General features: G+C 65.2%; 11 protein-coding genes. 2 read left to right on the forward strand and 9 right to left on the reverse strand.

Features of this window, described 5'->3' with window-relative positions; all coding sequences use genetic code 11:
- Positions 1-40: 40 nt before the first annotated feature.
- From otnC to P0D70_RS02445, 4 genes are all read right to left on the reverse strand, one after another.
- The gene (otnC, locus tag P0D70_RS02430) at positions 41-703 is read right to left on the reverse strand and encodes a 3-oxo-tetronate 4-phosphate decarboxylase (RefSeq protein WP_408182196.1); all 663 of its coding nucleotides are present in this window, start codon (positions 701-703) and stop codon (positions 41-43) included.
- Positions 700-2,010, reverse strand: coding sequence for a 3-oxo-tetronate kinase (gene otnK / locus P0D70_RS02435; RefSeq protein ID WP_408182198.1), 1,311 nt, complete (start codon positions 2,008-2,010; stop codon positions 700-702). Before otnK ends, otnC begins: the two co-directional genes overlap by 4 nt.
- Before the next feature lie 14 nt (positions 2,011-2,024).
- A complete protein-coding gene (gene ltnD, locus P0D70_RS02440) occupies positions 2,025-2,915 on the reverse strand; it encodes an L-threonate dehydrogenase (protein WP_408182200.1) in 891 nt (296 codons plus the stop codon).
- Positions 2,916-2,982: 67 nt separating this feature from the next.
- A complete protein-coding gene (locus P0D70_RS02445) occupies positions 2,983-3,687 on the reverse strand; it encodes a FadR/GntR family transcriptional regulator (RefSeq protein ID WP_408182202.1) in 705 nt (234 codons plus the stop codon).
- 207 nt (positions 3,688-3,894) lie between these two features.
- On the opposite strand from P0D70_RS02445, the gene P0D70_RS02450 reads away from it, so the two are divergent.
- On the forward strand, positions 3,895-4,719 hold the full coding sequence (locus tag P0D70_RS02450; RefSeq protein ID WP_408182204.1) for an IclR family transcriptional regulator: 825 nt from the start codon (positions 3,895-3,897) through the stop codon (positions 4,717-4,719).
- Positions 4,720-4,777: 58 nt separating this feature from the next.
- On the opposite strand, the gene P0D70_RS02455 is transcribed toward P0D70_RS02450, so the two are convergent.
- Together P0D70_RS02455 and P0D70_RS02460 are read right to left on the reverse strand one after the other, a co-directional pair.
- Positions 4,778-6,079 carry an MFS transporter gene (locus tag P0D70_RS02455; protein WP_408182206.1) on the reverse strand — a complete coding sequence of 434 codons (1,302 nt, stop codon included), beginning with the start codon at positions 6,077-6,079 and terminating at the stop codon, positions 4,778-4,780.
- A gap of 82 nt (positions 6,080-6,161) precedes the next feature.
- Positions 6,162-7,352 carry a M20 aminoacylase family protein gene (locus tag P0D70_RS02460; protein ID WP_408182208.1) on the reverse strand — a complete coding sequence of 397 codons (1,191 nt, stop codon included), beginning with the start codon at positions 7,350-7,352 and terminating at the stop codon, positions 6,162-6,164.
- A gap of 134 nt (positions 7,353-7,486) precedes the next feature.
- On the opposite strand from P0D70_RS02460, the gene P0D70_RS02465 reads away from it, so the two are divergent.
- Positions 7,487-8,395 carry a LysR family transcriptional regulator gene (locus P0D70_RS02465; protein WP_408182210.1) on the forward strand — a complete coding sequence of 303 codons (909 nt, stop codon included), beginning with the start codon at positions 7,487-7,489 and terminating at the stop codon, positions 8,393-8,395.
- A 6-nt stretch (positions 8,396-8,401) separates the two neighbouring features.
- Here P0D70_RS02465 and phnN read toward each other — a convergent pair whose 3' ends face one another.
- The 3 genes from phnN to phnF are packed head-to-tail and all read right to left on the reverse strand — an operon-like array spanning position 8,402 to position 10,436.
- Positions 8,402-8,956 (reverse strand): phosphonate metabolism protein/1,5-bisphosphokinase (PRPP-forming) PhnN, encoded by a 555-nt coding sequence (phnN, locus tag P0D70_RS02470; RefSeq protein WP_408182375.1) that lies wholly within the window; start codon positions 8,954-8,956, stop codon positions 8,402-8,404.
- Between the two features lie 5 nt (positions 8,957-8,961).
- Positions 8,962-9,681, reverse strand: a complete 720-nt coding sequence (locus P0D70_RS02475; protein ID WP_408182212.1) for a DUF1045 domain-containing protein — start codon at positions 9,679-9,681, stop codon at positions 8,962-8,964.
- A complete protein-coding gene (gene phnF, locus P0D70_RS02480) occupies positions 9,678-10,436 on the reverse strand; it encodes a phosphonate metabolism transcriptional regulator PhnF (protein WP_091802756.1) in 759 nt (252 codons plus the stop codon). The genes P0D70_RS02475 and phnF overlap by 4 nt, the downstream gene beginning before the upstream one ends.
- Positions 10,437-10,573: the final 137 nt, after the last annotated feature.

Genomic DNA, 10,573 nt, shown 5'->3' on the forward strand with positions numbered 1-10,573 from the left:
GCGCATCGCGCGCGGCCGGGCTTTGTTTTGTCGGCTTCTTCTACCAGCGCGCTCCGAACACGCTGCGCAGTTCTTCGAGTGCGGCTTCGTCGAGCGGTGTGGGCCGTGGCTGGGTCATCAACCACAAACGCGCGGTTTCTTCGAGTTCTTCGAGCGCATAGGCGGCTTGCGCCACCGAACGCTCCCACACCACCGGACCAAGACGCTCCAGCAGCACGGCGCGAACGCTATCGGCGAGCGCGGCGATCTGCTCGGCGACTTGCGGAGCGCCGGGGCGCTCATAACGAATCAGGGGGACGTGGCCCACTTTCATCACGTAATACGGCGTGATGGGCGGCAGCACGTCGGTTTCGCGCCAGACGCCCGCGAGCGTCAACGCGACCAGATGCGTCGAATGGGTATGGACGATGCCGCGCGCTTCGCTATTACGCGCATAGATGCCGCGATGCAGCGCCAGCGTTTTCGACGGCCGACCGCCTGACATTGCGTTGCCGGCGAGGTCTACCTTGGCGATGGCGGCGGGATCGAGCCGGCCAAGACACGCATCGGTCGGTGTAATCAGCCAACCGTCGTCGAGCCGCGCGCTAATGTTGCCGGCCGTGCCCACCGTGTAGCCGCGTTGATAGAGACTCGCGCCGGTCACGCAGATTTCTTCGCGAACGCGCGCTTCGTTCGTCGTGTGAACTGCGGGCGCGCCACTCATTGCACATCTCCGTCCAGATGCCGCAGCGCCTTTTCGAAGAAGTCCGTCGTACCGAAGTTGCCGGATTTCAAGGCGAGCGCAAGCGGCTCGGCGGCGGTCGTCGCGGTAGCCGGCACGCCGGGATCGATCTGCGCGCCGATCCGCAGCGTGTGCACGTCTAGCGCCTGCACGACCGCGCCCGAGGTTTCGCCCCCCGCCACCACGAACTTGCGCACGCCACGCTCGCGCAAACCACGCGCGATCGACGCCAACGTGTTTTCGACCAGATGCCCCGCTTCGTTCACACCGAGCTGCCCTTGCACTGCCTTGACTTCGTCGGGCGTCGCGGTCGCATAGATCAGCATGGGCTCGGCTTTGTCGAGGTACGGCTGCGCAAAGGCCAAAGCCTGTTCGACCACGGCTTCGCCGCGCGCCGCCGCGAGCGGATCGATGCGAAACGCGGGCCGTGTGGCGCGCCACTGCGCCACCTGGGCATTGGTCGCTTTCGACGCGCTGCCGGCCAGCACCGCGGACAAGCCGTCGACTCGCGGCAACTGCGCGGCGTCCGCCCGTTCCGCCAGCAAACCCGCGCGGCGAAAGTTGGCCGGCAAGCCCAACGCGACGCCCGAACCGCCGGTGATCAGCGTGAGATCGGCGCAGGCTTCGCCGAGTACATAGAGGTCGGCGTCGGACACCGCATCGGCAATCGCCATGCGCACGCCTTCGTTGCGCAATGTATCGAACCTTTCGCGCACCGCCGACACGCCTCGCGCCACGGCGTCATAACGCACGAGTCCGACTTTCGATCGGGTCTGACGTTGCAGCACGCTCACGAGGTTCGCATCGCGCATCGGCGTGAGCGGATGGTTTTCCATGCCCGACGCGTTGAGCAACGCGTCGCCGACAAACAGATGGCCGCGAAAGATCGTGCGGCCGTTCTCGGGAAACGCGGGACACGCAATCGTGAATGCGCCGGCTGCGCTGTCGGCGGACAACGCGTCGAGCAGCGCATCCGTCACCTGGCCGATATTGCCCGCGTCGGTCGAATCGAAGGTCGAGCAGTATTTGAAGAAAAACTGGCGGCACCCTTGCGCACGCAACCAGTCCAGCGCGGCAAGCGATTGCGCGACCGCGTCGGCGGCGGGAATGGTGCGCGATTTCAGCGCAACCACCAGGGCGTCGGCCTCGAGCAGGTCATTCGATGCGGGCACGCCGATGGTTTGCACCGTGCGCATACCGCCGCGCACCAGCATGTTGGCCAGATCGGTGGCGCCGGTGAAGTCGTCGGCGATGCAGCCGAGCAGCGCGCGTTTCGTATGGGTCGTCATGGCGCTCCTCCTGCTTACTTCGCCGCCGGCACGTCGATGCCGGGGAAAATCTTGATCACCGCGGAATCGTCTTCACCACCGTGGCCGGCCGAAGACGCCATCATGAACATCTGATGCGCCGCCGCCGACAACGGCAACGGGAATTTCGAGCGGCGCGCGGTATCGAGCACGAGGCCCAGATCCTTGACGAAAATATCGACGGCCGAAAGCGGCGTGTAGTCGCCGTTGAGAATGTGCGGCACGCGGTTTTCGAACATCCACGAATTGCCCGCGCTGTGCGTGATGACCTCGTACAGCGCATCTGGATCGACGCCTTCGCGCAAGCCGAGCGCCATGGCTTCGGCCGCCACCGCGATATGCACGCCGGCCAGCAACTGATTGATGATCTTCACCTTCGATCCCGCACCGTGCCCGGAACCGAGGCGGTACACCTTGCCGGCCATCGCGGCCAGCACGTCCTCGCAGGCGGCATAGGCCGCCGCGGGGCCGGACGTCATCATGGTCATCTCGCCGGAAGCCGCGCGCGCCGCGCCGCCCGAAACCGGTGCGTCGAGCATCTGCAAACCGGCGGCCTCGATCCGCTTGCCGAGTTCGATTGCGAAGTCCGGCGCCACGGTCGCGCTGGCGATCACCACGCCGCCCTTTTTCATCGCGGCGAGCGCGCCCTGCTCGCCGAACAGCACGGCTTCGGTTTGCGCGGCATTCACGACCAGCGTGACGACCACCTCGCACTGCGCGCCGAGTTCGGCCGGTGTCGCGCAGCCCACACCACCTTCAGCGACGAACGCAATCAGGATCTCGCTGCGCAGGTCGCACGCGTGAACCCGAAAACCCGCGCGCAACAGCGAGCGCGCGACACCCAGGCCCATTGCACCAAGACCGATGACACCAACATTTCTGGACATGCTTGACCTCTATGAATTCGTTGAACGCCCGGGCCTGAATCCGGGCGCTGAGTCTGAGCACTGAAGCTCAGCAAATCCCCGCTTCCGCGAGACGCCGTGCCGCGTTGTACATATGCGTTCGTGCCGCATTGCGCGCCGCCATCGGATCGCCGGCCCGAATCGCGGCGGCGATCGCGGCATGCTCTTCGCGCACCTGACGCGAAAAGTCCTCGCGCAACGCTTCGTTGCGGCGCGTGACGACCGTGCCGGCCTCGAGGTACTGATTCAGGAACGTGAGGGTCTTGAGGAAATACGGATTGCCGGTGGCCGCCGCGATCGCGCGATGAAAGGCGACGTCTTCAGCCACGCCGTCCTCGCCTTCGGCCACCGCTTCGTCGATCTTCGCGAGCGCCGTGTCGATCGACACCATGTCGGCGTCGCTGCGGCGCATGGCGGCTTCCGACGCGACTTCCGCCTCGATCGCCCGGCGCAACGCGAGAATCTGCACCACCGAGCCCGGCTCGACCGCTTCCGCGTAGTCGATACGCAACGGCCGGATCGCACCATGCGCGGCGATGAACACGCCGCTGCCCTGGCGCGGTTCGACCACACCCTCGTTCTTCAGCCGCGAGATCGCCTCGCGGATCACCGTGCGGCTCACGCCGAATTGCTGCGCGAGCACAGCCTCGGTGGGCAGCTTGCCGCCTCGCTCGAAAGTGCCTTTGTCGATCTGCTTCAGCAACTGCTGCGCGACCGTGTCGCTCAACGCTCGCGCAGGAATCTTGTCGAACATCCATGCCTCGATTGATCATGTTATCGGGTCATCATACAAATTTTCGATGCGGCCTGCATCCATGCAAACCCTGGCATTTTTGAGCATCAGGCAGCGAAGTTGGCGAAACAGAAGGCTTAAGCTATCGTCACGCCTTTGCGCCGCATCGTGCCGGGTGAACCGGCGCGGCGCGTGCCCGCCCTTCCTCGAACGCACCTTTCAAGGTCCATGAGCCCAGCCCTGCCGCCGTCTTCCGCCGTTCCCGCCAGCGCCGAACCGGCCCCGGACAAACCGGGCGACTCCTATGTGCAGTCGTTCGCGCGCGGCCTCGCCGTGATCCGCGCGTTCGACGCCACGCGCCCCGAACAGACGCTCACGGATGTCGCCGCCGCCACCGGTCTCACGCGCGCCGGCGCACGCCGCATTTTGCTGACGCTGCAAACGCTCGGTTATGTGGAAGCCGAAGGGCGCCTCTTTCGCCTCACGCCGAAAATTCTCGACCTGGGCTTCGCGTATCTGACCTCCATGCCGTTCTGGAACCTCGCCGAGCCGGTGATGGAGCAACTGTCGGCGCAGGTTCACGAGAGCGTCTCGGCGGCCGTGCTCGATCGCACCGAGATCGTCTACGTGCTGCGCGTACCGACGCACAAGATCATGACGATCAACCTGTCGATCGGCAGCCGCTTGCCGGCGTATTGCACGTCGATGGGCCGCGTGCTGCTCTCCGCGCTCGACGAAGAAACACTCGAGGCGACGCTGAGTTCGGCGCCGCTCTACGCGCACACGCCGCGCACGGTCACTGACAAGGAAGAGTTGAAGAAAGTGATCGCGCAGGTTCGCCGCCAGGGCTGGGCCATTGTCGATCAGGAGTTGGAGGGTGGATTGATTTCGCTGTCCGCGCCGATTCGCAACCGGCAGGGGCGCGTGATCGCCGCGATGAATATCAGCGGCAATGCGCAGCGCAATTCGGCCAGGCAGATGGTGAAGGCATTTCTGGAGCCGCTGCAGCACGCCGCGCAGAACGTCTCGGAGATGGTGGCGAGGCGCGGCTGACACTAATGGACTGACTGACTGACGGGCGCCGCGCGATGCCGGCGCCCTGTCCGATCGATCAGTCGATCGGCCGTTCCGCGGTTTCCTTCAGCATCGACACCGCGATCAACGACACTACGACGCACGCCGCCACATACCCGGCCGGCGCCAGCTTGCTGCCCGTCAGCTTGATGAGCCACGTCGCAACCAGTTGCGCGGTGCCGCCGAACACGCAGACACTCAACGCATAGGCGATCGAAATGCCGGTGGCGCGCACGCGCCGCGGAAACGACTCGCACATCAACGCGAATTCCGACGCCGAGCCCATCGAATAGAACAGCAGCATCAGCGCGGTCAGCGACATGATGACGGGCAACTGCGGAAAGCGGTTGATCAGCATGAAGGCCGGAAACAGCAGCAGCACCAGCACGCCGCGTCCGAACAGGATCGGCCGCTTGCGGCTGCCGATCCGGTCCGACAGCATGCCGAACAGCGGGCACGTAACCAGCATCACGAAGCCCGAGGCGACGCCCACCAGCATCGACAGCGACATCGGCAGGCCGAGCGTGTGGATCGCGTAGGTCGGCATGTAGAAGGTCAGGATATAGGTCGAGACCGTGCCGCCCATCACCGTCAGCGTGATCAGGATCAGCGGGCGCAGATGCTGCGTGAAGAGTTCGTGCAACACGCCGCGCTCGATCGCGTGGCTGTGCGCGCTGGCCGCGTCGTCGGCCAGACGGCGGCGCAGGTACATGCCGACCGGCGCAATCAATACGCCGAGCAGGAACGGAATGCGCCAGCCCCAGCTTTCCAGCGATTCCTTCGGCAACGCGCCGGACAACGCCGCGGCGATGCCCGAACCCATCAGCGCCGCGCCGCCTTGCGTGGCCAGTTGCCAGCTCGCACGGAAACCGCGCCGCGTGCCGCCGCCCTGTTCGAGCAGCGTGGAGGTGGCCGCGCCGAACTCACCGCCTTGCGAAAAGCCTTGTACGAGACGCGCCAGCACGATCAGAAGCGGCGCCGCAAGACCGATTTGCGCATAGGTCGGCGCAATCGCGATCAGGCCGGTGCTCACCGCCATGAGCATGATGGTCAGATTCAGCGCGGCTTTGCGGCCCTTGCGGTCCGCGTACACGCCGAGCATGACGCTGCCGAGCGGGCGCGTGATGAAGCCTGCCGCAAAGGTCGCCACGGAGAGCAGCAACGAAGTAGTCGGGTCCGCCGACGGGAAATACAGCTTGCCGATGATCACGGCAAAAAACCCGTACACGGTGAAGTCGAAAAACTCGAGCCAGTTGCCGATCACCGCGGCGGCAATCGCGCCGCGGCTGGTGGGTTGGCTCGCCTGAACGGCGTGGCTCGCATCGGTCGTGGTGTTCATCGCGTGGTCTACCTCGTCGTTATGATTGTGCGGCTGGCCGATTGCGGTGCGGCTTGCTGGGTCCTGCGGCGTCACTTCGGCGTTACTGCGCCAGATAGCGCTCCACCAGCCGCGTCCAGAACGCCGCGCCGACCGGCAGATTGCGGTCGTTGAAGTCGTAGTGCGGGTTGTGCACCATGCAGCCGTCTTCGCCCGCGCCGTTGCCGATCCGCAGAAACGTGCCCGGCCGCTTCTGCAGCATGAAGGCAAAGTCTTCGCTTCCCATCAGGATGTCGGTTTGCGCGACCACCTTGTCGTCGCCGACCAGTTCGCGCGCCACTTCCACCGCGAAATCCGTTTCGGCATCCGAATTGACCACGACCGGATAGCCTTCGATGTATTCCACCACCGCCTTGCCGCCATAGCTCGCCGCCTGGGTTTCGGCGAGTTCGGTAATACGCTTCTTCAACAGTGCGCGCACTTCGGGGCTGAACGAGCGCACGCTCAGCTCCAGCTTCGCGCTGCTCGAAATCACGTTGTTCGCGGTGCCCGCATGCATGGAGCCGACCGTCACCACCGCCGGTTGCGACGGATCGACATTGCGCGCGACGATCGTCTGCAATGCCATCACGATGCTGGCTGCCACCACGACCGGATCGACCGTCAGATGCGGACGCGCCGCATGCCCGCCCACGCCTTCGATCGTGATGATCGCCTTGTCGCCCGCCGACATGAACGGCCCTTTGCGGAACAGCAGCACGCCCGGCTCCTCGCCGGGATGGTTGTGCACGCCGAACACGGCGTCACAGGGAAAGCGCTCGAACAGGCCGTCGTTGATCATCTTCAGCGCGCCGCTGTCGATGCCGCTCTCCTCGGCCGGCTGGAAATACAGGTGCACCGTGCCGGAAAAGTTGCGCGTGGCCGCGAGGCGTTGCGCCGCGCCCAGCAGCATCGTGGTGTGCCCGTCGTGGCCGCATGCGTGCATCTTGCCGTGCGTGCCGCTCGCATACGGCAGACCGGTTTGCTCGATGATCGGCAACGCGTCCATGTCCGCGCGAATGCCAATGCTGCGCTTGCCGTCGCCCACCTTCAGCGTGCCCACCACGCCCGTCTGACCGACGCCGCGCGTGACCTGCCAGCCCCATTGTTCGAGCTTGTCGGCGACCAGGGCGCCCGTCTGGTGCTCCTCGTAAGCCAGCTCCGGATGGTGGTGAATGTGATGGCGAATCTCGCGCAGGCTCTCGGCGGCAGGCACCAAATCGGACACTTCGGTAAAACGCGCGGCTTCGCTCATCTCTATGGCTCCAGGGGTTCACGGCCGCGTCAAAACGCGGCAAACAGGCGAGCACTATAGCCACGCCGTTTTGTTCGAATAAGATGCTGTTTTTTTCACCCCGATTAACAAACGTTATATACGGGATTACCCGAATGAAACTGCAGCAGTTGCAAGCGTTCGTCGCCGCCGCCCATCACCGCAGCCTGCGCGCCGCCGCGCGCGAGCTTGGCGTCACGCAGCCGGCCGTCACGCATACGATCCGCGAGCTCGAAAGCGCGCTGAATGCGGAATTGATGGTGCGCAGCGTACGAGGCGTCGAACTGACGGCTTGCGGGCTCGCGCTGCTGCCGCGCGCCGAACAGTTGCTCGGCGACATGCGGCGCACGGTGGAAGCCGTCGAACAGGTGAAGGGAGAACTGGCCGGCAGGGTCAGCGTGGGCACCATGCCGTCGATTGCGCTCACGGCGCTGCCGCACGCGGTCTCGAAGTTTCGCCGCGCGATGCCGCTCGTCAATCTGCATCTGGAAGAAGTGACGATACCGGACGCGGTCGCGCGTTTGCGCAATGGCGCGCTGGATATCGCGGCGATCCACCACGTGCAGGCGCTGGACAGCGACCTGGTGCAAGCGCCGCTCTACTCCACGCAGTTCGTCGTCGCCATGCGCGCCGGGCATCCGCTCGCCAACGTGACGCGCCTGCACGAGTTACTCGACGCGGAGTGGATCGTGACCGTGGGCGCCGATCACTTCCCCCATAGCGTGATGATGGCCATGTTCAACGCGCACGGCTTGCCGGTGCCGAAGCGGCTGGTGCGGGCGCCGTCGTCGTTCGCGGTGACGCTCGGGCTGGTGTCGCAAACCGACGTGATCGGCTGCTTCACGCGACCGCTTGCGCAAATGGTCGCGCCGCTCGGCATCCGCGTCGCGCAGATCGAAGAGGCGCTGCCGAACTACGATCTCAGCATCATTTCGCGGCGCGATCTGTTGCCGACACCGGCCGTACTTCAGTTCGTAGCGTGCTTGCAGGAAGCGACGCGGGAACGGATGGCGGCAGCCGGATAGTACGGCTTACTGAACGTCGGCTTCCGCTTTCAGAAACGCGATCAACGCGTGGCCCGCCTCATCCAGCGTGCCGGAATTGTCGATCGTGGTGCAGCGCACGCCGTCCGGCAGCGAGAACGGCGCGCGGCGCGCGAGCCGCGCCGCCACCTGTTCCGCCGATTCGCGCGCCCGCGCGCCGAGCCGGGCTTCGAGAATATGCGGCGCGGCGTCGACGTGCACCACTTCCGTGTTCGGATAACGCGCCAACGTGTGCTGCAAATGCTGACGCGAGCCGTTGACGACCACCGTGCAACCACGCGCCAGCCACGCATCCAGTTCGATACCGATGCCATAGCGCAGCGAGTGGCTGGACCATTCGAGCGCGAACAGACCAAGCACGGAGCGCGCGGCAAACTCTTCGACGCTCAACGCCACATGCGCTTCGCCGTTGCCGCTCGGCCGCGTGATATAGCGGTGCGCAAACAGAATCGGCTCGCCCATCAGCCGCTTGCGCGCGAACTCCAGCAGCGAGTCCTTGCCCGCGCCGGACGGCCCCATTACATAGATCAAACGACCTGTCATTGTCATTACACCTCGCCGGTCTGGAAGGGCACACGTTGCCACAACACGAACGGCTCTCCGGGCGCCGGTTCGACGAAGAGCGCAGCATGATCGACAATCAGCGGCCCAAGCGCGGGCGTGCGCGCTTGCCACCATGCGACCAGCGTGGCGCGCTCCTTCGCGTCGGCGAGCGAACTGGAGAGCGTCATGTGAAAACGGAATTCGTCGAGCACGTACGGATAGCCCCATTCGATCAACAGCGCACGTTGCCGTTCGCTCAGCGGCGCGGCCAGTCGACGCGAGAGATCCGCGGCCAACGGCCGTGCGCGCAACGCATCGAGCGTGTGCAAGGCACTCGTGGCCACGTCGCGAATGTGGGATTCGCCTTCTGCATCGGCTGGCCGCAGCGCAACGAAATCGCCAAGCGTTGCGGCTTCCACCGGCAGCGCGAATGCGCTTTGCGTGCGCGCCCATTCACGCGTGGCGTGCAATACGTGTGCCTGTGTCACGCCTTCGGCGAGTCTAAACGGCGCGACCAGTGTGCCGTGCCAGCCGTAGCGGCGCGGTGCTTCAGTCAACGCCGCGAGCGGTCGCGTCAGTTCCGGAGGTTGCGGAGCCTCGCAGCACTCGCCGCTTTCCGCGTCGCGCGCGAGCCACGCCGAACCGGCCTGCCACCACGCCGATTCACGCGCGGGCGCGTAATACACGGCGAAACGAGCCTCGGCGCCCCAGGCCGCGCCGCTCATAGGTCGTGCTCCACCAGCAGTTGCACGCGGTCCGCGGCAAAGTGGGTGAAGCCGTATTTGACCGGCGTGCCTTGCAGATCCACATCGACGTTTTCGACCCACAGCACGGGCTGCTGACGGTTGATATTCAAACGCCGTGCCACCTCCGGTTCGGGCAGCACGCTGCCGATGCGGCTCCACTTGCGCAGATAGTCGTTCACGCCGAATTCCGCCATGGCCTTGGTGATGCTGCCGGTACGCTCCAGCACCTCCGGCAAGTCCGCGAACCGCGCCGCGGGATACCAGTTGCGCGCGAAGGTGAGCGGCACGCCGTCGGATTCGTGCAGCGATTCGATCCGGTAAACCGGCGCACCGGCGCGCAGACTCAGCGCCTTGGCAACGCTCGGCTCGGCCTTCACGCGCGCGGCCGACAACATGGTGCCGGCCGCCGCGTGATGCTGCTGGCGCAGGTTTTCCGTGAACCGCGTGCGGCGGCCGATCGTATAGTCAATCGCGCCGGGTTGCACGAAGGTGCCGCGCCCCTGCTCGACGCTGACGAGGCCCAGCGCGGCAAGACCCAGCATGGCCCGGCGCACGGTATGCCGGTTCACGTCGAAGCGTTTGGCCAGTTCGCCTTCGCTCGGCAGACGCCCTTCTTCGCCGAAACCGCTGGCGGCGATTTCCGCCGCCAGGATCTGCTCGATCTGCCGCCACACGGCAACGCCCGCGCCGCGTTCGAGCATCGTGCCCGGCGTCGCGTTGTCGTTCGATGTCATGGTGCTGTCATTCCCTTGGGTTCAAATAATCGCTATGACGTGCATTGTAGTGCGCAAGCCGTGATGGAAATGTGAAACGGCGGGTATGCGCTACACGGCTCGACAAGCATATTCCTAAACGTCTAGACGTTTAGATG

It is taken from the genome of Paraburkholderia sp. RL17-381-BIF-C, from assembly GCF_046026435.1.
Lineage (GTDB): Bacteria > Pseudomonadota > Gammaproteobacteria > Burkholderiales > Burkholderiaceae > Paraburkholderia.

Excerpts from the sequence above, each read along its gene's own strand:
- P0D70_RS02460 (WP_408182208.1), bottom strand. The coding sequence starts at position 7,352 with ATGAGCGAAGCCGCGCGTTTTACCGAAGTGTCCGATTTGGTGCCTGCC.
- phnN (WP_408182375.1), bottom strand. The coding sequence starts at position 8,956 with ATGACAGGTCGTTTGATCTATGTAATGGGGCCGTCCGGCGCGGGCAAG.
- otnC (WP_408182196.1), bottom strand. The coding sequence starts at position 703 with ATGAGTGGCGCGCCCGCAGTTCACACGACGAACGAAGCGCGCGTTCGC.
- otnK (WP_408182198.1), bottom strand. The coding sequence starts at position 2,010 with ATGACGACCCATACGAAACGCGCGCTGCTCGGCTGCATCGCCGACGAC.
- phnF (WP_091802756.1), bottom strand. The coding sequence starts at position 10,436 with ATGACATCGAACGACAACGCGACGCCGGGCACGATGCTCGAACGCGGC.
- P0D70_RS02455 (WP_408182206.1), bottom strand. The coding sequence starts at position 6,079 with ATGAACACCACGACCGATGCGAGCCACGCCGTTCAGGCGAGCCAACCC.
- P0D70_RS02475 (WP_408182212.1), bottom strand. The coding sequence starts at position 9,681 with ATGAGCGGCGCGGCCTGGGGCGCCGAGGCTCGTTTCGCCGTGTATTAC.
- ltnD (WP_408182200.1), bottom strand. The coding sequence starts at position 2,915 with ATGTCCAGAAATGTTGGTGTCATCGGTCTTGGTGCAATGGGCCTGGGT.
- P0D70_RS02450 (WP_408182204.1), top strand. The coding sequence starts at position 3,895 with ATGAGCCCAGCCCTGCCGCCGTCTTCCGCCGTTCCCGCCAGCGCCGAA.
- P0D70_RS02465 (WP_408182210.1), top strand. The coding sequence starts at position 7,487 with ATGAAACTGCAGCAGTTGCAAGCGTTCGTCGCCGCCGCCCATCACCGC.
- P0D70_RS02445 (WP_408182202.1), bottom strand. The coding sequence starts at position 3,687 with ATGTTCGACAAGATTCCTGCGCGAGCGTTGAGCGACACGGTCGCGCAG.